Annotated in this window: 18 protein-coding genes and 2 pseudogenes; 14 read left to right on the top strand and 6 right to left on the bottom strand. The window is 69.5% G+C overall.

Annotated features, from left to right (window positions below; translation table 11 throughout):
• Positions 1–445 precede the first annotated feature (445 nt).
• From AQI88_RS16575 to AQI88_RS48490, 8 genes are all read left to right on the top strand, one after another.
• Entirely contained in the window at positions 446–1,666 is a 1,221-nt protein-coding gene (locus tag AQI88_RS16575) for an ATP-grasp domain-containing protein (protein ID WP_079057607.1), read from the top strand.
• 80 nt (positions 1,667–1,746) lie between these two features.
• Positions 1,747–2,769, top strand: coding sequence for an asparagine synthetase A (locus AQI88_RS16570; RefSeq protein ID WP_079057606.1), 1,023 nt, complete (start codon positions 1,747–1,749; stop codon positions 2,767–2,769).
• A 23-nt stretch (positions 2,770–2,792) separates the two neighbouring features.
• Positions 2,793–3,644, top strand: a complete 852-nt coding sequence (locus tag AQI88_RS16565) for a class I SAM-dependent methyltransferase (RefSeq protein WP_066999018.1) — start codon at positions 2,793–2,795, stop codon at positions 3,642–3,644.
• Between the two features lie 122 nt (positions 3,645–3,766).
• Positions 3,767–5,113 carry an MFS transporter gene (locus AQI88_RS16560; RefSeq protein WP_066999016.1) on the top strand — a complete coding sequence of 449 codons (1,347 nt, stop codon included), beginning with the start codon at positions 3,767–3,769 and terminating at the stop codon, positions 5,111–5,113.
• Complete coding sequence (locus AQI88_RS16555; protein ID WP_079057604.1) at positions 5,110–6,186, top strand: S66 peptidase family protein; 1,077 nt, start codon at positions 5,110–5,112, stop codon at positions 6,184–6,186. The genes AQI88_RS16560 and AQI88_RS16555 overlap by 4 nt, the downstream gene beginning before the upstream one ends.
• Positions 6,180–7,334 carry a hypothetical protein gene (locus AQI88_RS16550; RefSeq protein WP_066999010.1) on the top strand — a complete coding sequence of 385 codons (1,155 nt, stop codon included), beginning with the start codon at positions 6,180–6,182 and terminating at the stop codon, positions 7,332–7,334. Before AQI88_RS16555 ends, AQI88_RS16550 begins: the two co-directional genes overlap by 7 nt.
• 180 nt (positions 7,335–7,514) lie before the next feature.
• Positions 7,515–10,514, top strand: coding sequence for a glycine--tRNA ligase (locus tag AQI88_RS16545; RefSeq protein WP_066999007.1), 3,000 nt, complete (start codon positions 7,515–7,517; stop codon positions 10,512–10,514).
• Between the two features lie 202 nt (positions 10,515–10,716).
• On the top strand, positions 10,717–11,163 hold the full coding sequence (locus tag AQI88_RS48490) for a LuxR C-terminal-related transcriptional regulator (protein ID WP_079057603.1): 447 nt from the start codon (positions 10,717–10,719) through the stop codon (positions 11,161–11,163).
• 125 nt (positions 11,164–11,288) lie between these two features.
• Here the strand turns inward: AQI88_RS48490 and pyk are convergent.
• Together pyk and AQI88_RS16525 are read right to left on the bottom strand one after the other, a co-directional pair.
• A pseudogene (gene pyk, locus AQI88_RS16535) lies at positions 11,289–12,332 on the bottom strand (pyruvate kinase); the annotation flags it as partial.
• Positions 12,333–13,198: 866 nt separating this feature from the next.
• Positions 13,199–13,480: a hypothetical protein gene (locus tag AQI88_RS16525; RefSeq protein ID WP_066998996.1), complete on the bottom strand. Its 282-nt coding sequence runs from the start codon at positions 13,478–13,480 to the stop codon at positions 13,199–13,201.
• Between the two features lie 255 nt (positions 13,481–13,735).
• On the opposite strand from AQI88_RS16525, the pseudogene AQI88_RS47690 reads away from it, so the two are divergent.
• Positions 13,736–13,986 (top strand): annotated as a pseudogene (locus tag AQI88_RS47690) (IS110 family transposase); the annotation flags it as partial.
• An 83-nt stretch (positions 13,987–14,069) separates the two neighbouring features.
• Here the strand turns inward: AQI88_RS47690 and AQI88_RS45935 are convergent.
• A complete protein-coding gene (locus tag AQI88_RS45935; RefSeq protein ID WP_066998990.1) occupies positions 14,070–14,429 on the bottom strand; it encodes a hypothetical protein in 360 nt (119 codons plus the stop codon).
• A gap of 847 nt (positions 14,430–15,276) precedes the next feature.
• Here AQI88_RS45935 and AQI88_RS16505 point away from each other — a divergent pair.
• From AQI88_RS16505 to AQI88_RS16495, 3 genes are all read left to right on the top strand, one after another.
• The gene (locus AQI88_RS16505; RefSeq protein ID WP_066998985.1) at positions 15,277–15,951 is read left to right on the top strand and encodes a hypothetical protein; all 675 of its coding nucleotides are present in this window, start codon (positions 15,277–15,279) and stop codon (positions 15,949–15,951) included.
• Positions 15,952–16,248: 297 nt separating this feature from the next.
• Entirely contained in the window at positions 16,249–16,821 is a 573-nt protein-coding gene (locus tag AQI88_RS16500) for a PadR family transcriptional regulator (RefSeq protein WP_066998982.1), read from the top strand.
• Positions 16,822–16,918: 97 nt separating this feature from the next.
• A complete protein-coding gene (locus AQI88_RS16495) occupies positions 16,919–18,643 on the top strand; it encodes an acyl-CoA dehydrogenase family protein (protein WP_066998979.1) in 1,725 nt (574 codons plus the stop codon).
• Between the two features lie 143 nt (positions 18,644–18,786).
• Here the strand turns inward: AQI88_RS16495 and AQI88_RS16490 are convergent, their stop codons facing one another.
• The 3 genes from AQI88_RS16490 to AQI88_RS16480 all read right to left on the bottom strand — a co-directional run bounded on the left by AQI88_RS16490 (position 18,787) and on the right by AQI88_RS16480 (position 20,678).
• A complete protein-coding gene (locus AQI88_RS16490) occupies positions 18,787–19,140 on the bottom strand; it encodes a VOC family protein (RefSeq protein WP_066998976.1) in 354 nt (117 codons plus the stop codon).
• 82 nt (positions 19,141–19,222) lie between these two features.
• Complete coding sequence (locus tag AQI88_RS16485; protein WP_066998974.1) at positions 19,223–19,885, bottom strand: aldehyde dehydrogenase family protein; 663 nt, start codon at positions 19,883–19,885, stop codon at positions 19,223–19,225.
• Positions 19,886–20,012: 127 nt separating this feature from the next.
• On the bottom strand, positions 20,013–20,678 hold the full coding sequence (locus tag AQI88_RS16480; protein WP_066998971.1) for a GntR family transcriptional regulator: 666 nt from the start codon (positions 20,676–20,678) through the stop codon (positions 20,013–20,015).
• A 96-nt stretch (positions 20,679–20,774) separates the two neighbouring features.
• Between AQI88_RS16480 and glyA the strand changes: the two genes are divergently transcribed.
• Together glyA and AQI88_RS16470 are read left to right on the top strand one after the other, a co-directional pair.
• Positions 20,775–22,097, top strand: coding sequence for a serine hydroxymethyltransferase (glyA, locus tag AQI88_RS16475; RefSeq protein WP_066998968.1), 1,323 nt, complete (start codon positions 20,775–20,777; stop codon positions 22,095–22,097).
• A complete protein-coding gene (locus AQI88_RS16470; RefSeq protein ID WP_066998965.1) occupies positions 22,094–23,314 on the top strand; it encodes a sarcosine oxidase subunit beta family protein in 1,221 nt (406 codons plus the stop codon). Before glyA ends, AQI88_RS16470 begins: the two co-directional genes overlap by 4 nt.
• Positions 23,315–23,339: the final 25 nt, after the last annotated feature.

The raw sequence follows: 23,339 nt of genomic DNA, 5'->3' as shown, positions 1-23,339 counted from the left end.
GGTTTGTCGGATCCACTCGTGCCGTTGTCCGGCAGACGCGACCGAAGGATGCGATGCATCCATGAGGATCGATGAATCCACTGACTCACTGAATTCATCTCGCGAGTCGCGAGAAAAAGCCCGGGCGAACGGGGCCCGCAGAGGCGGGAGTTCCCGGTGCTTCGCCGAGGTGAAACTAGGCAGCCCACCGACGCGCCGTCAAGCCGGGACCCCCTCTCATTCGGCAACACTGGAGGATGTCCCAGTCATCATTAGTGCATTGACCAGTGACCGCCCGACATCCTTGTCGGACGCCGTCGTTCATCCCTAGCGTGAAGTCATGACGAGCGCCCCCCAGACGCCTTCCTGGGCGGCATTGTCATGGCCGATCGCGATGAATGAGCGATACGTCGCTCACATATGCGCGGTCCATTTGAACCCGCTTTCCGAAAGGAACGGTCCGCACGTGAAGAATCTGGTGACGATCGAGTGGATGTTCTTCGGCGTCGGCCGGCTCGCCGCAGCTGCCGCACGCAAGGGCGCCACGCTCCACCTGCTCACCGACCACCGGGCGATCTACTCCTACGACTTGGAGAGAACCGGAACCGGCGGTCTGGTCGTCCACGACGTCGACACCCGCGATCCCGACGCCGTGACCGCGGCACTGGAGGCGATCGGCGAGGTGGCCGGTGTCATCGGTCCCGTCGAGAAGACCGACATGCTCACCCTGGACGTCATCGCCCGGCTCGGCCTTCGCGGGCCGGCCGCGGAGGCTGTGCGCCTGGTACGCGACAAGCGGCGGCTGCGCGCCCACCTGGCCGACGCGGGACTCTCCAAGGGGGCCGGCGTCCTGGCCGACCCGGCCACCGCGCGCTGGGACGAACTCACCGCGGCGGTCGGCAGCCCGTTCGTCGTGAAGGACACCGCCGGCAGCTCCAGCCAGAACGTCTGGCTGATCCGGTCGCAGGAAGAGTTCGACGGGCTTCGCGGCACCTTGCGCGACGCCCACCCCACCGGTCGCCTGATGGCCGAATCGTATTTCGTCGGACCGCTGTACAGCGCCGAGACTCTTTCCTGGCACGGGGACACGCGACTGCTCGGCATCTCGGGCCGCATCATGTCACCGGAGCCGATATGCCGCGAGGAGGCGCTGGCCTTCCCCGTCGCGTTCCCCGCCGCAACGAGGGACGAGATCGCCGAGTGGATCACCGGTGTGCTCGACTCGGTCGGCTACTCCGACGGTTTCGCGCACACCGAGTTCATCCTGACGGACTCCGGATTCGAGGTCGTGGAGATCAATCCGCGGATTCCCGGCGGTCCGTGCGGTGAGCACATGTCGGAGGTCCTCGGCGCCGACCTCTACGAAGCCATGGTCGAGATGGCTCTGGACATCCGGCCCGGAATGCTGGACCGGCCGCCGGCCCCCACCGGGGGCACCGCGAGCGTTCCCCTGTACGCCCCGCGTACCGGCGTCTTCGCCGGCATCGAGGGCCTCGACCGCCTCGACGCCCACCAGGGCGACGTGGTGCTGCACCCCACCCGTTCCCCCGGACAGACCGTACACACCGTGCGCGACCAGTCCGCGGCGGTGGCGATCCTGTCGGCCGGGGGCGACACGGCCGAACTGGCCCTGCTCAACGCCCTGTCGGCGACCCGTGCCCTGCACGTCGCCATCGACCCCGCATGACCGTCGCGCTCTGACTTCCTGACACCACCCGGGCCACATCTGTCCGACCCATGGCCCGCCGAATGATTGGACACACCGTCATGACCGAGATCCTCACCCGCGAGACCGTCGGGTGGCGTCCGCATCCGGACCGCTTTCTGCACATCCTCGACAACCCGCTGCACCGTCTCGTGGTCGACCTGCAGGACCTGTCGACCAGGGCCACCACCGACTTCTGGTCCGCGCGCGGCGCACGATGCCTGCACCTGCCCATCACCACCAACTCGATCTCCAGCCCGATGGGACTGGGCAGCGACAGCCAGCCCGTCAGCGTCGACATGTTCGGCCAGCGCACCTACCTGGCCGACTCCATGCAGTTCATGCTGGAGTACGGCTGCCGTCTCAGCGAGGCCGGCGCGTGGTACCTGATGCCGAGCTTCCGCGGCGAGGACGCCGACAGCACCCACCTCAACCAGTTCTTCCACAGTGAGGCAGAGATCCCCGGCGGGCTCGACGACGTGATGCGGGTGAGCGAGGAGTACGTCCGCGACCTGGCGCGCCGGGCGCTCACCGAGCTCGCGGACGAACTGCGCGCCGTCGTTGGAGACCTGTCCCACATCGAACACATGGCGACCACCGACCCGTTCGTACGGCTGACCTTCGACGAGGCGGTGTCCCTCCTCGGTGACGACCCCGCGGCGGTCGTCACCCACGCACAGGGCTGGCGGACGCTGACCCGACACGGCGAGCACCGCCTGCTGCGCGAGGTCAGCCCCTTCGTGTGGGTCTCCCACTACGACCACCTCTCTGTGCCCTTCTACCAGGCGTACGCCGCGGGCGGGCAGCGGTCCGCCCTCAACGCCGACCTGCTGTTCGGCCCGGGAGAGGTGATCGGCTGCGGCGAGCGGCACGTCGGCGGCGAGGACACCCTGCGCGCGCTGGAGCACCACCAGGTGCCGCCGGAGGACTACGACTGGTACGTCCGGATGAAGGCCGAGAGCCCGATGCACACGGCCGGGTTCGGCATGGGCGTCGAGCGCTGGCTGATGTGGATGCTCAAGCAGCCGGACATCCGCGAACTCCAGCTCGTGCCGCGCCTCAACGGCGTGTCGCTGATGCCCTGAACCCGCCGACCGAGGAGTCCCACATGTCCTACTGGAGCGACGAGCTCAACGACTTCCAGGACTTCCTGGAGCATCACCCCGGCGAGGACTACCGGGGGTGGCAACCCGCCAAGTGGCAGTCCCTGCTGACGGTCCGCGACCGGCTGCTGCGCGAGTGCACCGGCCGGTCCGGTGGACGGCTGCGCACCGCACTCGAACTCGGCTGCGGCTCGGCGACCCTGCTGCTGCAGTTGCAGGCGGAGGGCGTCGGCTGTGTCGGCGTGGACCGCGATCCGATGGCCCTGGAGCTCGCCCAGCACGCCGCGAAGAGCCTGGGCGCCGCCCCGCCGGAGCTGCTGAACGGCGACTTCGACGACCCGCACTTCGTCGACGGGCTCGAACCGGCCGACCTGGTCCTGCACGTCGGCGTCATCGAGCACTTCGACCCGGCGGGCCAGCGCGCCTTCCTCGAGCTCAGTGCCGCGAAGTCGAACCGCTGGATCCTGGTGGCGGTCCCCAACGAGCACGGTCCGGTGTTCCGTTCGTTCCTGTCCACCGTGAGCAGGGAGGAACGCGTCTACGAGGACGACCACGAGGACATCTCGATACCCGGCCTCGCCGCGGAGCTCGGACTGAGGGTGGCGGCTGTGGACGGCGCGCACCTCTTCTTCGGGCGCGCCAAGTACTACAACCCCGGCGACCCGCAACTCGACGCCCTGTACGGCGAGTTGCGCGGCAGGCTGACAGCGCTCGACCCGCGCTACGCGGACTTCCCGCACCGGGACTTCTGCGCCGAGGACATCGACGCGATGCGCGCGGTGGAGGAGCAGGTCGACGCGGAAACGCGGGCCAGGTGCGGCTTCCTGACGTACTACCTGCTGGAGAAGCCCGCCTGACCCGGCCCACGGGACCCGGTTTTGCCGGGTAACGGTTCGCGCACCCCCGGGCCGCCATGGCGCCGACCTTCGCCTCCCGAGGCGCCACGGCGGCCGACCCACCGAGCAGGAAAGTCCCCGTCATGAAACCCCTCGACCCGTTCCGTGCCCTGCCGCCCCCCGCCCGGCTCCTCCTGGCGGCAGGGGGCGTCAACGCACTGGGCAGCGGCCTGGTCGCCCCGCTGCTCGTGGCCTATCTCCACACCGAGCAGGGATTCGCCGTCTCCGTCGCGACCGGCGCGGTGGCGCTGATCTCGGTGGGCGCCTTCATCGGAGGCCCGTTGTCGGGCTGGGTCTCCGACCGGTGCGGCAGGATCACCGCCGTGCTCGTCGCGCTGGCCGTGGCAGCCGTCGGCATGGTGCTGTTCGCCGTCGTCCACCGCCCCTGGCAGGCGTTGCTCGCGGCGGCCGTGTTCGGGCTCGGCATCGGCGGAAACGCGGCGTGGAACGCGCTGCTCACCGGCACGGCCGACGCCCGGCAGCGGCCCGCGGTCTTCTCGCTGAACTTCGCGGTGATGAACGCCGCGATCGGCGCCGGCGGACTGATCGGCGGGGCAGCCGTCCACGGCGGCGGACTGACCGCCTTCCGCGCGCTGTACGTCGCCGACGGGCTCTCCTTCGTCCTGGTCGCCCTGTTGGTGCTGGTCGTGCGGCGGAGCCTCGCCACCCGGCAGGACGATCTCGAGGACGGCGAGGAGGCGCCACCCGGCCCGCGGCCACCGACCGTTCCCGTGCGGCTCGGCGGGGTCCTGCTCGTGGCCTTCCTGCTCTACCTGGCCGGTTACTCACAGCTCGAATCCGGACTGTCCGCGGTGCTCGTGGCGGCCCACGGCATGAGCACCGCGGACCTGGCGCTGCTGTTCGCGGTCAACACCCTCGTGGTCGTGGCGGGCAGGGCCCTGGTCCTGTCGGCGGCCGGCCGTCGCACCGCCCGCGACGCGCTGCGCCTGACGGCGCTGGCCTGGGCGTCGTTCTGGGGGCTGACCCTGGTGACCTGGCCCCTCGGGCAGCAGCCGGCCGCGGTCGGCGGGCTCGCCGTGGCCATGGGGATCTTCGCCGTCGGCGAGTCGTTCTACGCGGTCGGCATGCCCGTCCTGCTGACCGCGGTCGCCGGCCCTCGTCGGCTCGGCAGCGTCAACGGCCTGCACGGGGCGGCCACCTCCCTCGGCTACGTCATCGGTCCTCTCGCTGCCGGCCTGCTGGTCGACGCCCGTCACGCACGGACGTTCACCGCCGCCGCCGCGGCACTGTGCCTCGTCGCGGCGCTCACGACCCGGCTACTGCCCTCGACCGCGGTGGCCACCTCGGACAGCCCGGGGACGTCCGCCTCCGATGCCGCACCGGCGGCCGGCACCGGTCCCGGCACGCCCGAGGAACCGTCGACGCCACCGGTCCCGCACGCGCCGAAGGCGCCGGACGGTGTGGCATGATCCGGCTCCCGCACCCCGCCGCACACGCGGCCGTAAGGCCACCCGCTCTCGCCCGCGGAGACGTCGTCACCGTGGTCGCCCCGGCGGCCGGCACGGCGGCGCTGTTCCCGGCCCGGCTCGAACGGGGACTGCGGGCGCTGCGCGCGGTCGGACTGCGCCCCCGGCTCGCGGGCCACGCGAGGTCCCGTGGCCGCTGGACCTCCGCCGGCGTCGCCGACCGCGTCGCCGATCTGCACGACGCCTTCGCCGACGAGAGCTCACACGCGGTGCTGTGCACCATCGGCGGCCGACTGAGCGCCCAGTTGCTGCCGGAGCTCGACTTCGCACACATCGCCGCCCACCCCAAGATCTTCTGCGGATACTCCGACATCACCTCGCTGCACACGGCGATCCGTTCCGAGACCGGCCTGATCACCTTCTACGGCCCTTCACTGCTGGGCGAATGGGCGGAGTACCCCCGCCCGCTCACGGAGACGGTCCGGCACTTCCTGAGGGTGACCGGTGAACCGCGGGCAGCAGGACGTATCCCGTTCCCGCACCGGATCGTCAGGGAGACCGTGGACTGGGGCGCGGACCACCGCCCCAGGCGCGCCGAGCGGGCCCCCACCCAGCGGGTGATCCGACCCGGACGGGCGAGCGGTGTCCTGGCGGGCGGCTGCCTGCCCGTACTCCGGCGTCTGGTGGGCACCCGCTGGCAGCCCGACTTCAGGGAGACGATCGCCGTGCTGGAGACCCCTCAATCGCCCTACGACATGGCCGACGCGGCCGAGGACCTGCTGTCTCTGAGTCATGCCGGGGTGCTGGACGGTGCTCGGGCGCTGGTCTTCGGCTGGCCCTTCCGTCACGAGCAGCTGGACGATCTGGAGTACGCCGTGCGGCTCGCGCTGCCACGATGCGACGTTCCCACGGTGATCGGCTTCCCCGCAGGTCACACCAGCCCGATGGCCACCCTGCCGCTCGGCGTACGGGCGACGCTGGACGGCGGCGCCCTCGTACTCGACGAACCGGCGGTCCGGCCGCGACAGGACGAGCCGAAGTCCCGCCCGGGACGGGACCAGGAGCACGGATGGTGAATCCGACGCACACGCCGACGCCTGCCACGCCGGTCACGGCGCCCACCCCGGCCCCGCCCGGCTCGGGCACGCCGGCCGCGCGCCGGGTCGCCGACGCCGGCGCGGCCGTCCTGCGGTCGTTCCGCGGACTCTGCCACGCCCGGGGCTACCGGGAGGAGCGCCGACGGGCCGTGGTGTCCGACCATGACCTCTCCATCCGGTACACCAACTCGACGATCAGTGTGCTCAAGCCGTTGCTCTCCGAACGCGTACGGGACCGCGTCTTCCTGGTGCAGCCCGCGTTGCGGCTGCGCAATCTCGACCACGTCCGCAGGACCGGAACGATGTCCCCCTGGGGATGCGCCTTCATGTCCTTCGGCGCGCTCGCCCCGCCCGGGGAGGCCGGAGCGCTGACCGCGCTCGCCCGCGACCTTCTGGTCCGCGGACTCGGGGTCGGGGACGACGACGTGCGGCTGCGTCTGCTGCCCACCGACGGCGACCTGGTCGACCATGCCCGGGGGGCCGGGGTGGCGGTGATCCACTGCCCCGACACCCCGGAGGTCTTCCGGCACCGGTTCGGCATCGAGGGGATCACCGGACGCAACGCCAACCTCGCCCTGCGCGGGCCGGACGGCTGGGCCGACGTGGCCAACGTCATCGTGATCGAGCGCCACGGCAGGCCGATCGGTGCCGAACTGGCCTTCGGCGTCAACGCGGTTCTCGTCCACACGCTCGGACTCGGCCATCCGGTCCGCGCGGGTGCGGCCGCTGCCGCCGAGGAGTTCGGCGTCAGGGACCTGGTGGCGCTGGACGCGCTGTCGTCAGCGACGGTGCTGGCCATGGACGGGCTCAGGCCCGTCGCCCGCGGACGTGGCCAGAACTACCGGGCGCTGCTGCGGCTGCTCGACGAACGCGCCGGTGCGGCTCCGGAAGCGATGCAGCGGGCGGCCGGCGCGGTCGCCCGGGCCGAGGAGGAGTTGCGCAGGCATGCCAGTCCGCCGGCAGACGGGGTGGCAGACCTGTCCGCCGAACGGACCGCCCGACAACTGGTCGACGACCTGTGCCGGGTCGCGCCGGCGCCGACCGCCGGCAGCCGTCATCTCGAAGCGCCTCGGCGCTCGGCCCCGAGTCGCGCAAATAACCGCTCTGACCACGGAGTTGCCCCATGACATGATGTCCGCCACCGACCCGCAAAGTGCCGGGTGCAACGCCCGTCACCGCATCCCTTGTCCACGGCGGCCCGGCCCGACCGACCGGCGCGCGAGCCGGCGCCACCGACGCCCGGGCCCATCGTCAACGACCCACCCACGCCGTCGCCAACGACACACGAGCTGGATGAGATCACCATCATGACTGAGCGCCAGGTCCCGCTGACCATGCAGGACGCCATTGCAGCGTTGCAGAAGTACTGGACGAGCAAGGGGTGTCTGATCACCCAGCCCCTCAACACCGAGGTCGGTGCCGGAACGGCCAACCCCTCCACGGCGCTGCGGGTGCTCGGTCCGGAGCCCTGGCACGTCGCCTACGTCGAGCCCAGCGTGCGGCCGGACGACTCGCGCTACGGCGAGAACCCCAACCGGTTGCAGACGCACACCCAGTTCCAGGTCATCCTCAAGCCTGACCCGGGCGATTCCCAGGAGCTGTACCTCGGCAGCCTGGAGGCGCTCGGCGTCGACCTGCGCGCCCACGACGTGCGGTTCGTCGAGGACAACTGGGCCTCACCTGCACTCGGCGCCTGGGGGCTGGGCTGGGAGGTCTGGCTCGACGGGATGGAGATCACCCAGTTCACCTACTTCCAGCAGGTCGGTGGCATCCCGCTCGATCCGGTGTCCGTGGAGATCACGTACGGCCTGGAACGCATTCTGATGGCCCTCCAGGGTGTCTCCCACTTCAAGGACATCGTCTACGCGCCGGGCATCACCTACGGCGAGATCTTCGGCCAGGCCGAATACGAGATGAGCCGCTACTACCTCGACGACGCCGACATCGACACGAACCGGCGGCTGTTCGAGGAGTACGCCGCCGAGGCGCGCCGCATGCTGGACGCGGGCCTGCCCGTTCCGGCGTACGGTTACGTGCTCAAGTGCAGCCACACGTTCAATGTGCTCGACTCCCGCGGGGCGGTGAGCACCACCGAGCGCGCCAGGGCGTTCTCCCTGATGCGTGGCCTGACCCACGAATCGGCCGCGCTGTGGAAGCGGCGTCGCGCCGAACTCGGACATCCCCTCGGACAACACGTCCCGCCGATGCTGCCGGCGCTCGCCGGGCTCGCGCCGACTCCGGAACTCACGCGAACCCTCCTGTTCGAGATCGGTGTCGAGGAGCTGCCCCACGCCGACGTACGGCGCGTCACCGCCGCCGTTCGCGAGGCGGTGTCGGCCAAGCTCGCGGGAACCCGTCTGCCGCACGGTGAGATCACCGTCGCGGCCACGCCGCGCAGGGTTGTGGTGACGGTCGCGGACGTGGCCGCCCGCGAGCCCGACACCGACAAGGTGGTCCGCGGTCCCCGGGCCGCCGCGGCGTACGGCCCAGGCGGCGAACCGACCGCGGCTGCCCGGGGGTTCGCCCGCGGCCATGGCGCCGACGTCGCGGACCTGCGCGTCGTCGACGTCGACGGCACCGACTACGTCACGCTCGCCACGACGGACACCGGCCGCCCCGCCACCGAGGTGCTCACCGGTGTGCTCGCCGACGTGGTCGCGGGACTGCGCTCCGACCGGAACATGCGCTGGAACGACCCGTCGCTGTCCTTCTCCCGGCCGGTCCGCTGGCTGCTGGCGCTGCTCGGTGACACGCCCCTGCCCGTGACCGTCTCCGGGCTCCGCGCGGGGACCACCACCCGCCTGCTCCGCACCGCCCCGGAGCCGGTGGTCGAGGTGACTCGGGCGGACGGTTACGAGGAATTCCTGGCAGGACACGGCATCCTGCTGGACCGGCAGCGCCGCCGGGAGCTGGTGGTCCGGGGTGCCGAGGAACTGGCGGCTTCGGTCGGCGGCCGGGTGGATGCCGACGCCGAGGCGGCTCTCATCGACGAGATCACCGACATCGTCGAATACCCCAGCCCGCTGGCGGGCAGCTTCGATTCGCGCTACCTCGACCTGCCGGCGAGCGTGCTGACCACCGTCATGCGCAAGCACCAGCGCTACCTTCCCGTGTTCGACGGCGACCGCCTCCTGCCGTACTTCATCACCGTCGCCAATGGTGAATGTGACCGCGAGGTGGTCCGCAAGGGCAACGAGGCGGTTCTGCGGGCCCGTTACGAGGACGCGTCGTTCTTCTGGCAGGCGGACCTCGCGGTGGCACCCGAGGAGTTCCGTCGCCGACTCGACAAGCTCACCTTCGAAGACCGCCTCGGCTCGGTCGGCGACCGCGCGGAACGCATCGCCGGACTGGCCCTGGACCTGACGGCCGCGGCCGCACTGCCGGCGGCAGCCGTCGACACCGTTGGAAGGGCGGGAACGCTGGCGAAGTTCGACCTGGCCTCGCAGATGGTGGTCGAGCTCTCCAGCCTGGCGGGCACCATGGCGGGCGAGTACGCCACACGTGCGGGGGAGCCACCGCACATCGCCCAGGCGCTCGTGGAGATGGAGATGCCGCGCTCCGCCGGGGGCGCCCTCCCGGCCAGCGACGCGGGAGTCATGCTGTCCCTCGCCGATCGGTTCGACCTGCTCGCCGGCATGTTCGTGATCGGCGCCGTACCCACCGGCAAGTCCGACCCGTACGGGGTGCGCCGCGCGGCCATCGGCATCGTGAACATCCTCCGCACGCTCCCGGCCGCTCGCTCGCTGTCCGTCCGAGCCTGCCTGGAGGCAACCGCCTCCCGTTACCGGGCCCAGGGTGTCGAGATCGGCCCCGAACCTCTCGACGCCGCGGCCGAACTCGTCGCACGGCGCTACGAGCAGCAGCTCATCGACTCCGGCCACGAACACCGGCTGGTGCAGGCCGTCATGCTCTGGGCGGACACCCCCGCGCACGGCGACCTCACCCTGGCCACGCTGGAAAAGCGGGTCGCGGGGGAGGACTTCACCGCTTTGGCCGCGGCGCTGCAGCGCGTGAGCCGGATCCTGCCGGGCGATCGTCCCAGCGGGTACGACCCCGCGCTGCTCACGCAACCGGCGGAGCGGGCCCTGATCGACGCGACCGATGCCGTCGCCGCCGCGATGCGCGGGCATGAGGACGACTTGGCGCACCTGGTCGACGTCTGTGCCCCCCTCACCACGGCGGTCGACCGGTTCTTCGAGGAGGTGCTGGTCATGGACCCCGACGACACCGTCCGTGCCGCGCGGTTGGGGCTGATCGCCGGCGTTGAGGCGATCGCCGGGAACATGCTGGACTGGCGGGCCCTGTAGAGGGTTCGTTCCCGAGGTACGCATCGGGGCCGGGACGGGCGAGAGGCCGTCCCGGCCCCGACATGTCGCCTACCGGGAGTTCTGCCGTGCAAGCAGCTCAGCGGTGTCGCAGCGGCGTGATGCGTGGTTGTGACCGGTTCGCCCGAAACGCCCTCCGTTCGCTTTCGTGTCGAACAGCTTGGTGAGCGATGCAGATCCGCCGATGACCACCTCCTCTCTCACATCCTTGAAGTGTCAACACCCCCGGGTCCGGATGCCCGGATCCACGACTTCGAGGAGGTCGGTCGGTCTGACCACACGTCAAGGCAATCAGACGGCCGCACGGCGGCACGGCGTCCAGGTACCCGGAGGCACGGTGACCGGACCTCGGACAGCGCAGGGAAGCGAAGTGCTGGGGCCGGCACGTCCCGGACCGCTCAACACATTGAAGGCCCGTATCCTGGAGGGAGTGGCGGCCGGGCACTCCACGGCCGACCTCGCCATCCACCTCTTCCTGAGCAAGCAAGGCGTGGACTACCACATCAGCGACATGCTCAGGAAGTTCGAGGTGCCGAACCGTACGGCCCTGGTGGCGAAGGCATACGCACAGGGCCTGTTCGCCCCCGGACAATGGCCGCCGCGGGTGCTGCCGGCGTGCGTCGCCCCGTAGGACATGGCCGACAGCTCGCCGGGGAGTACCAAGATCTCGACGTTGCCTCAAGGCAGGCTCTGGCGCGGTCCGCCACGGGAGTGGTGCTGTCCCGTCCAGGAGGCTGGTATGCCGTGGGCCAGTGTGAGGCCGTTGGCCGTCATGTCCTCTTCGGTGGTGGCGATGATCCTCGCCATGGTCTCCACAGCCAGTTGCGGGTAGTGACCCACGCTGGTTTCGCCAGAGAGCATGAGCGCGTCTGCGCCGTCCATCACGCCATTGGCCACATCACTGGCTTCCGCGCGGGTGGGCCTGGGCGCCTGGATCATGGAGTCCAGGAGCTGCGTGGCGACGATCGTCGGCTTGTTGTCATGCCTGGCCAGTCGGATCGCTCGCTTCTGCACGATAGGCACCTGGTCCAACGGGAGCTCCACCCCGAGGTCGCCGCGCGCGATCATGATGCCGTCGAAGGCCCGGAGGATCTCCTCCAAGTTCTCCACGGCCTCTGGCGTCTCAATCTTGGCGATCACCGGCAGCCGATGCCCCTCCTCGTCCATGATCCGGTGGACCTCCTGGACATCGGCAGCGCGCCGGACGAAGGACACCGCGACCCCGTCGCAGCCCAGCCGCAGCGCAAACCTGAGGTCGTCAGCAATCTTCGGGGAGAGCATCGGGCGGCTGCTGAGCACACTCCGGGGAAGGGAGAGGCTTTTGTGGTCGGAGACCAGCCCGGCCGTGACGACTGTGGTGATGACGCGTGGGCCGTCAACGGCCGTCACCTGCAGCTCGACCGCTCCGTCGTTGACGAGGATCGGGTCACCGACCGAGACGTCATTGGGCAGCAGCGGATAGGCGACCGTGCAGATCGACTGGTCGCCCAGCACGTCTTCAACCGTGAGGATGAACCTGTCCCCCTGCTCAAGCCCGACACGGCCGTCCGCGAAGGCCCCCAGACTCAGGCGTGCTCCTGGAAAATCGGCCAGGATCCCCACGTGCCGTCCCGCTTCGGCCGCCACCGCCCGAACCCTGCGGTACCGCTCCTCGTGCTCAGCCCAGGTGCCATGGGCCATGTTCAGGCGTGCGAGGTCCATACCTGCCTTGACCAGCGCGCGGAGCTGCTCGAACGAGTCGGTCGCCGGGCCCAGCGTCGCCACGATCCCCGTGCCGCGCCGAGGCTCGGTACGGTCCACGAGTTGTCCGCGGACAATGCGGGGTTGTCCGGCGGGCGGCAGGCCAAGCAGGGACCGTAGATCATCGAGAGCCTGGCGGGCTTGGGCCAGGAATTGCTGATTGCGCGCCAGGAGCTCATCGGCTTGCTCTGCCGATACCGGCGGCAGCTGATCTGCGCGGACAGCGGAAGCCGCTGTTTCCGGGAGGCGGTCATCGGTCACGGCCTGCCGGTACGGTTCGGCCTGCCGGTGGGCTTCGCGGCGCAGCAATTCGGCTTCATCGCGGCCCTCTGTAGCTTCACACAGCTGGGACTCTGCGCGCTCCAGGCGCCTGAGGTACTCCAAGGCATGGGAGAGAGAGCCCTGTTCGAGTCGCTGACATCGCTCGTGCAGCGTGCTCGTGAGCGTGCTCAGCAGCAGCATGAGCCGGGTCATGCCCAGCACTGCTTGTTCGGCGCGCGCCAGATGTCCGAGGGCTTGGTCCAGGCGTGCTCGAAGCAGTGGCTCCGGCAGTGTCCTTATGCTCTGTGGCAGCTTGCCTGCTGTGGCCCGCTCGGCCTCGTCGAGCAATCGAAGGCCCCGCTGAAGGACTTGCCTGCGACGGAGCGGTTCACGTACGAACTCATGTACCACCTGCTCCAACAGCCACTTCGGGATGAGTTCTTCACCGTTGCGGTACTGCGCCCACTTCGTCTTTTCATACCGGAACCGATCGGCCAAGGATCGGATGGTCTCCCTCTGAGTAACGTCCTGCAGCCACTTCGCCAGCTCGGCGGCCTGCTCAGTCTCCGCCTTCAGCTGGATGGGACGGCCTCTTCCCCGCCCGGCAAGATCTTTCCGCTCACCCATGCTGCACCTTCACGTGCCGAGGCCCGGTGTCTGTCCGCTCAGAACTGACTACCACGTCGGCAGTTCTGGATCGTCTCGGCGGCCATCAGACCAACCGCAATGACCACGACTGCCCAGGTGCTGGAGCCGTGTGTGGCGCCTGCGGCGATGTAGCCGGCCAGGGAGGTGGCCCCGTAGGTTCCGGGCCTGTTGGTGATGCCGGCCTTCGCCGACAGCAGGACCGGAGGAACGGGTACCGCGATGCGCTGCCGGCCTTGGCGCGGGGGAGGTTGCGCATCTCCGGCGTGGCCGAGGGGTGTGTCATGGTGGTTCGGATGCACGGGCTCTCCTGGGGTGTGTCTCCCTGCCGCCCTGTGGGGTCGCTGGCCCGGGGCACGAGGGATGGGAGAACGCAGTGTGCATCCCTGGCGCAATTGTCCGTCATACCTGAGATGCGTTCTGCCTGGTCGATGCCGGACAATCCATGCAGATCCAGCGGACGGACACGAAAGGCGAGTTCACGTTCTCGCTGTGGGCCGGGGAGATGTGCGCGAGGAGTTCGCTGTCGACTGCGCGGCCCTCGGCACGCATCTGCGCGATCCGGATCCTCGATCCGCGGCGAGAGACCCTCCCGCCGCGGCGACAACACCTCGAAGGGGCCCCTTCTCTCCACGTTCGCGGCCCTGGCCGACTGCGCGTCCAGGGCCTGTTACGAGGGGAAGAGGGCGAGGGGATGCGCCGCAAACAGGTCCTGATGTGTCTCGCCCGACGCCGCGTAGACGTCCTGTTCGCCATGCTCCGCGGCGGCACCTTCTTCGAACCACACCACACCCCCCGAGCCGTCTGAACCACCACAGAACAGCCGCCCCGCCCCTTGGTGAGAGAGCAACCCCCCGGGGGCCCGGACCCCGACGCCGGGACCTGTGTGAGCTACTTGCCGAGGACGAGGGTGTTGTTGCATCCCAGGCGTGAGCCGATGGTGGTGGTCTGCGTGCCAGGTGAGCCCTCGCCGTTGGACCGGTTGCCCTCCTGGCCGTTCTCGAACCCGGACTCGCCCTGTACGTCGATGTTCTCTTCGGTCGTCGTGCATGAGGTGCTCTGGCTGATGAGGATCGTCTTGATCGCTCGACCATGGTGCTCGTGCTTCTGCCCGTGCTTGTGCCCGTGCTTGTGCCCGTGCTTGTGCCCGTGCCCGGGTTCGTGCCCGTCGGCGTAGGCGGTGCCGGCGCCGAGGAAGCCGACGGTGCCGAGAAGGACGGCCACGACAGCGGTCTTGCGAGTCTTGCGCATTGTCTTCTCCGAGCGTTGAAGCGGATGCGTACGCGATCCGCCACGTCATAAGGTGACGAGAGGTTAATGCGTAAATGCCCGATATTCGCTCGTCGGCACGCCGGATCGTCTGATCAACGAACACGGGCGGCGTCGGCCCGGCCGACCCAGGTTCCCCGTGTGATCAAGGCATCGCGAGGGCGAACCGCGGGCGTAAGCGCTCCGCGCAGAACCACCCGTGTGGCCGCGCCGCGAGCGCAAGGCGATGTGGGCCATTCGGCGCTGAACTACCGTCGATGCGTGGGGGGACGTACACGACCCACCCCGTGACCTGGTGCGACCCGCTGGGGGTGAGGCGGCGCCAGCCGGGGGCCCAGCCGGGCGCCCGGGTCCTTCGGCCGACCACGACCGCCACCGACTCGTGCGCCGCCTGGGCGGCCGGGGTGATACCGACGCACTGGTGCAGACCCTCGCGCTGGTCCTCGGTCACGGCATCGCCGGCCGTCGCACACGGTCATGCCGGCGGGGATCTCGGTGGTGGGTGTATCCCGGTGTCATGAGTGCGGTGATCACCGGTTAGATCAGCGCTCACCCTTCGTCGGATAAGTCGCTCTCGCAGAGCTTGCGGTCGCTCTCGCAGCACTTCAGCACGGCCCCCCGGCCCAGCGTGGCACATCATCGCGGAGGCGAAGTGGGTCCCGCCGATCATTTACAGGCAGAAGGCAGTCCATGGCTGGGATTTCATCAACTGGTGTAGTAAATAAGTCAGTTGTTGCGTCTCCTGGATCGCAACAGGCGGTGATCGCGGGTGACTTCAGTCGCTCTCCTGCGCTCGCCGACCCCCTCATGCACAGCGAAAGGCACATGTATGGCGAACAACCGCAGGATGCGCTACGCCGGACGGATGCTGGCGCTCTCAGCGGCTGCCCTGGGCATGGTCGCGGCGATAGCCGTTCCGGCCTCGGCCGATGACCAGCCTACTCGGGCACAGCTCATAGCCGACTGCGACTCGGGTGAAGGCAAGTGCACCTTCAACGACCCGCAGTTGGGCGAGGCGTATCTCGGAGGCTTCCACCGGGTCTCCGACTCGCTCTACAACTGCAGCACCTCGCCTGCCACCCAGTCGATGACCTGGTCCGACACGGTCGGTTCCACGGACTCGGCGGGCGTGTCCGTGACCGCCGGCGGCAAGATAGCGGGAATCATCGACTTGAGCGTGACGGCGACTTACAGCCACACCTGGTCGAGCACGCACTCGGAGACCAGCTCCGTCAACATGACGGTGAAACCCGGTGAAGTCGGCTGGATCTCCCGCGCGCAGGTGATGCAGACCGTCTCCGGTACGTGGCAGACCCATTACGACGACCGGAAGTGGGGTCACTACTTCTGGTTCGTCCCCGACGTCGTCACCGGGCCTGCCCCGAACGGGACGGACGGCCAGAGCAACGCGGTGGTCGTCAAGTCCAGGAAGATGACCTCCGCGGAGAAGCGGTCCTGCTCCAGCCGTTCCGGTAAGGCCAAGACGTTCGTCGTTCAACGCTGATCCGCCGATCGCGCGCCTGGCTGCCTCGCGGTCCGTGGATCCGCGAGGCAGCCGGGGGCAGCTCACAGGGGCCCTGAGCGATCAGCCATGTGAGGCTGCACCTTGTCCGGGCGATCTCTGTGGGGCCCTCATCAACCGCGCAGCTGCCGGGACTGCCGAAAGGCCGCCCGCCTGGACACATGCGGGCGGATCCAGGGCGCTCTGCCGCTGGGACAGGGGCCGCCCGGAGGGTGAGCCACGTCGCATCGGAGCGGGCGAGGCTTGCTATGCAACGAGTTGCATATAAGGATCTGCGTCATGGCGCTCGAACACGCGATTTTGGTGTCGCTTTTGGAGAAGCCGGGATCCGGCTATGAGCTGGCCCGGCGTTTCGAGCGGTCCATCGGCTACTTCTGGACCGCGACCCACCAACAGATCTATCGCGTGCTCAAGCGCATGGAGAGCGACGGTTGGGTCGATGTCAGGGACGTCCCGCAGCAGGGCCGGCCGGACAAGAAGGAGTACAGCGTCGCCGACCTCGGCCGGGCTGCGCTGTCCTCCTGGTTGCACGATCCGATCGAGCCGGAGAGCGTCCGCCACGACCTGGCCGTGAAGATCCGGGGCGCCGCCTTCGACGACCCGACCGCCCTGATCCGCGAAGTGGAGCGGCACCGTCTGGCGCACCGGGACCGTCTGGCGCACTATCTCGCAGGAGAGACACGGGACTTCACGGGACCAGCGGTGAGCACGGCCGGTGCAAAGGCGCCTCTCGACGCGGAACGAGAGCTCCAGCACGTCGTCCTGCGCGGTGGTATCGCGTACGAGCGAATGATGATCGAGTGGCTGGACGACGTGCTCGCCACACTGGCCCGGTTCGGTCCGGGCCGCTGATCGCCTCCGCACCCGCCGCCGATCCTCCCGATCCGGCCCGTCCAGCCGTCAGACCCCCCTGTTCTCACCCTTCCACCAGCCGAAAGGCGTCATCCCCATGGCTGACCAGCTGCTGTTCAACCCGCGCACGTACGATCCCGCGCACTTCGACCCCGAGACGCGCCGCTTGCTGCGTGCCACCGTCGACTGGTTCGAGGAGCGTGGGAAGCGGCGACTGATCGAGGACTACCGGACCCGCGCGTGGCTCGGCGACTTCCTTGCCTTCGCGGCGAAGGAGAACCTCTTCGCCACCTTCCTGACGCCGTCGTCCGCCGCGGGGGAGGCGGAACCGGACAAGCGGTGGGACACCGCCCGGATCGCCGCGCTCAACGAGGTCCTGGGCTTCTACGGCCTCGACTACTGGTACGCCTGGCAGGTCACGATCCTCGGCCTCGGCCCGGTCTGGCAGAGTGACAACGCCGCCGCCCGCGCCCGCGCCGCGGAACTCCTCACCCAGGGAGAGGTGTTCGCGTTCGGCCTGTCCGAGAAGGCCCACGGCGCTGACATCTACTCCACCGACATGCTGCTCGAGCCCGACGGCAACGGCGGCTTCCGCGCCACCGGGTCCAAGTACTACATCGGCAACGGCAACGCCGCCGGACTCGTCTCCGTCTTCGGCCGCCGGACCGACGTCGAGGGCCCCGACGGCTACGTGTTCTTCGCCGCCGACAGCCGTCACCCGGCCTATCACTTGGTCAAGAACGTCGTCGACTCTTCGAAGTTCGTCAGCGAGTTCCGCCTGGAGGACTATCCCGTAGCCGCCGAGGACGTGCTGCACACCGGCCGCGCCGCCTTCGACGCCGCCCTCAACACCGTCAACGTCGGCAAGTTCAACCTGTGCACCGCCTCGATCGGCATCTGCGAGCACGCGATGTACGAGGCCGTCACCCACGCCCACAACCGCATCCTCTACGGCCGCCCCGTCACCACCTTCCCGCACGTGCGGCGCGAGCTGACCGACGCGTACGTCAGGCTCGTCGGCATGAAGTACTTCAGCGACCGCGCGGTCGACTACTTCCGCTCTGCCGGTCCGGACGACCGCCGCTACCTGCTCTTCAACCCGATGACGAAGATGAAGGTGACCACGGAGGGCGAGAAGGTCATCGACCTGATGTGGGACGTCATCGCGGCCAAGGGCTTCGAGAAGGACAACTACTTCGGCCAGGCGGCCGTGGAGATCCGCGGTCTGCCGAAGCTCGAGGGCACGGTCCACGTCAACCTGGCGCTGATCCTGAAGTTCATGCGCAGCCACCTCCTCGACCCGGCCGAGTACCCCGGCGTGCCGACCCGTCTCGACGCGGCCGACGACGACTTCCTCTTCCGGCAGGGGCCGGCCCGCGGCCTCGGCTCGGTGCGCTTCCACGACTGGCGGCCCGCCTTCGACGCGTACGCGCACCTGCCCAACGTGTCCCGCCTCCGCGAACAGGCCGACGCACTCTGCGACTTCGTCGCCACGGCCGCTCCCGACGCGGAGCAGAGCCGCGACCTCGATCTCGTCCTCGCGGTCGGTCAGCTCTTCGCCCTCGTCGTACACGGGCAGCTCGTCCTGGAGCAGGCCGCTCTGACCGGACTCGACGAGGACGTACTCGACGAACTCTTCGCCGTCCTCGTGCGGGACTTCTCCGCGCACGCCGTCGAACTGCACGGCAAGGACTCGGCGACCGAGCAGCAGCAGGACTGGGCGCTGGGTGCGGTCCGGCGACCGGTCGTTGACGAGGCGCGCACGGAGCGGGTCTGGCAGCAGGTCGAGGCGCTGTCCGGCGCGTACGAGATGGCTCCGTAGCCGCGCCCTACGTCACCGGTGGGGCACATGTGGTGGGGCAACATGGTTCGGGCGTCGGCTGTGCGTGCCGCCACCACGCCGACTCGCGGAAGGGCGGTTCAGGGGCTCGAAGGTGGCCGAAACCAGCCCGCCTGATGACACGGTCAGGCGGGCTGCCACAGTTCGAGCCGATTGCCCTCAGGATCAGTGACCCAACCGAATCGACCGACACCCTCCATGTCCTGAGTCTCTTGGGCCACGTCCGCTCCCTTGGCGCGCAATTGCGCGAGCATCGCATCCAGGTCGCGGACTCGGAAGTTGAGCATGGTCTGCTGGGCGCGGGACCCGAAGTAGTCGGTCTCGGACTCGAACGTCGCGAACACCGTCACCCCGGCTTCCTGACGCCACAGGCCGTTCTCATCGGCGTCCAGGCCCAGGCAGTCGCGATACCACGCACTCAGCGCCCCCGGGTCGGTGGCCCGCACGAAGTATCCGCCGATTCCAAGCACACGTTCCATGTCGCCATCTTGTCAGGATGGCGTCGCTTTCGCTGAACTGCGAGCCGCTACTTGCGCACGATCGCGATAGGGCCGTCGACGGTCACCCCGCACCTCCATGCAATCGGACGAAAGGTCGGATCAGCGCCCGTGGTGGTGCATCACGTGCTTGAGAGTTGACCCAGACGGTTCCGAAGTCGAGCCGGGCGGCGATGTCGTGGCTGCGGCGGGCGTTCTCGGTCCACACCGATGCCGACAGGCCGAAGGGGACGTCGTTCGCCCGCCGTACCGCTTCCTCGTCGTCGGCGAAGGTCTCGACCGTGACCACGGGGCCGAAGATCTCCTCGCGGGCGACTTCGGCCCCCTCGGGGACATCGACCAGCACGGCCGGGGCCACGAAGTAGCCGGGCCCGTCGATGGCCCCGCCTCCGGTCGCCACACGGATGCCTGCGTTCTTGGCCCGCTCCAGGTACCCGGTGACCCGGTCGAAGTGGGCCCTGGAGACCATCGGACCGACCTCGACGTCCTCGCCGGAGGTCGGCTCACCGACGACCAGAGCCCGGATCACGACCGGGGCCTTGCCGCCGAGTTCGAGGTGCACCCGCTTGAGGGTGTCGGCGGCGGCCCGGGCGACGGCGCGACCGCTGGAGACCGAACCGGTCAGGGCGATCATGTCCACGTCCGGGTGCTCGGCGAGCCGGGCACCGGCGACCGCCCCGTACCCGTTCACCACGTTCACCACGCCGGGCGGCAGCGTCCGCCACATGATCGCCCAGCTCCCCGAGGACGACGTCGCCCCGCACCTGTGGACCACCCTGGCGGGCAGGCCCCGCCTGCACCGGGACGAACTGCGGGGCGCCGCGCACTGACGCCAGGACCTGTCCGGCGGATTCTCAGATGGCGTCGCGAATGGCGCGTTCGAAGCCTTCGACGTGACTACGGGCGAGCTGTGCCGCTTTGTCGGAGTCACCGGCGACGATCGCCTCGATCAACGGTCCGTGCTCTTCGACGTGGCCGGCCATGTCGGACAGCCGGTCGACGAACAGGCACCAGATGCGGGTGGCCAGGTTGTCGTGGCGGACGAGGGTGTCCTCCAGGTACGGGTTGTGCGTGGCGGCGTAGATGGCGCGGTGGACCTGAAGGTCCAGGTGCATGAGCTCGGCGGCGTCATCCCGACGGGGATCCACGCTCTGCAGCGAGCGCCGTAGGGCCGACAGGCTCGCGCGGTCCGTGGCCGTCGCGCGCCGCGCCGCCTGGGCGGCGGCCAGGGGCTCCAGCTCCTGGCGCACCTCGGAGATGTGGGCCAGGTCGGTGATGTTGACGTCGGTGGCGAAGGTGCCGCGGCGGGGGTAGGTCGTGATCAGGCGCTCGTACTGGAGCCGCTTGAGCGCCTCACGCACCGGCGTGCGGCCGACGCCGAGGGACTGCCCCAGCTGCTCCTCGTTGATCGGCGCGCCCGGGCGGATCTCGAGCATCACGAGCCGGTCGCGGATGGCGCGGTAGGCGCGCTCGGCGAGTGACAGCTCCTCGCTCGTGGGGTCGGTCGCCACCTGCTGCATGAGAAGCCCCCTTGACCTGGCCGGCGAGCTCCCATACCTTACCGCAGAGGCTGATATATCAGTTGCTCATTAGCTGGCTCTCAGGATGGTGCACAGATGGCAACGAACCCGTCGATCACCACGCTCACCTCGCCCCTCTCCCTCCCGCTCAGCGAACTCGACCCGGACGTCGCCACCGCCGTGGACGCCGAGCTGCACCGCCAGCAGTCCACGCTCGAGATGATCGCCTCGGAGAACTTCGCCCCGGCCGCCGTCATGGAGGCCCAGGGCTCGGTGCTGACCAACAAGTACGCCGAGGGCTACCCGGGCCGCCGCTACTACGGCGGCTGCGAACACGTCGACGTCATCGAGCAGTTGGCCATCGCCCGGGTGAAGGAACTGTTCGGCGCCGAGGCCGCGAACGTGCAGCCCCACTCGGGTGCCCAGGCCAACGCGGCCGCCATGTTCGCACTGCTGAAGCCCGGCGACACGATCCTCGGCCTCGACCTGGCGCACGGCGGTCACCTGACCCACGGCATGCGCATCAACTACTCCGGCAAGCTGTACAACGTCGTGCCGTACCACGTGCGCGAGTCCGACATGCGCATCGACATGGACGAGGTCGAGCAGCTCGCCCTCGCCCACCGGCCCAAGATGATCGTCGCCGGCTGGTCGGCCTACCCCCGCCAACTGGACTTCGCCGCTTTCCGCCGGATCGCCGACGCGGTGGGCGCGTACCTGATGGTGGACATGGCGCACTTCGCCGGTCTGGTGGCCGCGGGCCTCCACCCGAGCCCGGTGCCGTACGCCGACGTCGTCACGACCACCACGCACAAGACCCTGGGCGGACCCCGCGGCGGGGTGATCCTCAGCCGTGCCGACCTGGCCAAGAAGATCAACTCCGCGGTCTTCCCGGGCCAGCAGGGCGGCCCGTTGGAGCACGTCATCGCGGCGAAGGCGGTGGCCTTCAAGGTGGCGGCGGGGGAGGAGTTCAAGGAGCGCCAGCAGCGCACCCTGGACGGAGCCCGCACCCTGGCCGGACGGCTGCTGGCCGACGACGTTGCCGAGGCCGGGATCACGGTGCTGACCGGCGGCACCGAAGTCCACCTGGTCCTCGTCGACCTGCGCAACTCCGCGCTCGACGGGCAGCAGGCCGAGGACCGGCTGCACCACATCGGCATCACCGTCAACCGCAACGCGGTGCCGTTCGACCCCCGCCCGCCGATGGTCTCCTCGGGGCTGCGGATCGGCACCCCGGCCCTCGCCACCCGCGGCTTCGGCGAGGCGGAGTTCCGGGAGGTCGCGGACATCATCGCCGAGGCCCTGAAGGGCGAACGGCCCGACGGTGAACTGCGCGACCGGGTCGAGAAGCTGGCCTCCGCCTTCCCCCTCTATCCCCACCTGCCCCGCCTGCCCCACGTGAACGGAGGCTCGGCATGACCACCCAGCCGCTGCCGGAGCATCCGGACTTCCTCTGGCGCAACCCCGAGCCGCGCTCCTCGTACGACGTCGTCATCGTGGGCGCGGGCGGCCACGGCCTGGCCACCGCCTACTACCTCGCCAAGAACCACGGCATCACCAACGTCGCCGTCCTGGAGAAGGGCTGGCTGGCCGGCGGCAACATGGCCCGCAACACCACGATCATCCGCTCGAACTACCTCTGGGACGAGAGCGCGGCGATCTACGAGCACGCGCTGAAACTGTGGGAGCAGCTCCCGGAGGAACTGGACTACGACTTCCTGTTCAGCCAGCGCGGTGTCCTCAACCTCGCGCACACCCTCCAGGACGTCCGCGAGGGCATGCGCCGCGTCAACGCCAACCGCTTCAACGGAGTCGACGCCCAGTGGCTCGAACCGGACGAGGTCGCCAAGGTCTGCCCCATCCTCAACGTCTCGTCCCGCACCCGGTACCCGGTCCTCGGCGGCACCTTCCAGCCGCGGGCCGGCATCGCCAAGCACGACCACGTCGCCTGGGCACTGGCCCGCCGGGCCGACGAGATGGGCGTGGACCTGATCCAGGGCTGCGAGGTCACCGGCTTCCTCAAGGACGGCGACCGGGTCGTGGGCGTCGAGACGAACCGCGGGCGCATCCACGCCGGCCGGGTCGGACTCGCGGCCGCCGGGCACAGCAGCGTGCTGGCCGCGCGGGCGGGCGTACGGCTGCCGGTGCAGTCCCATCCGCTGCAGGCGCTGGTCTCCGAACTGCACGAGCCGGTGCACCCGACGGTGGTCATGTCGAACCACGTGCACGTCTATGTGTCTCAGGCCCACAAGGGCGAGCTGGTGATGGGCGCGGGCGTCGACGCGTACAACGGCTACGGGCAGCGCGGCTCCTTCCACGTCATCGAGCAGCAGATGGCCGCCGCCGTCGAGCTGTTCCCGATCTTCGCGCGGGCGCACGTGCTGCGGACCTGGGGCGGCATCGTCGACGTCACCCCGGACGCCTCACCGATCATCGGCACCACCCCCGTCGAGAACCTCTACGTGAACTGCGGCTGGGGAACCGGCGGATTCAAGGCGACCCCGGCCGCCGGCTGGACCTTCGCGCACACCATCGCCACCGGCGAGCCGCATCCGCTGAACGCCCCCTTCGCCCTCGAACGGTTCGCGACGGGCGCGCTGATCGACGAACACGGCGCAGCAGCCGTAGCCCATTGAAAGCCCGCTGAGAGCCTGCTGAGAG

This window comes from Streptomyces cellostaticus (assembly GCF_001513965.1).
Lineage (GTDB): Bacteria > Actinomycetota > Actinomycetes > Streptomycetales > Streptomycetaceae > Streptomyces > Streptomyces cellostaticus.
The sequence above is the reverse complement of the archived record's forward strand: the minus strand, read 5'-3'. Positions and strand labels throughout refer to the sequence as shown.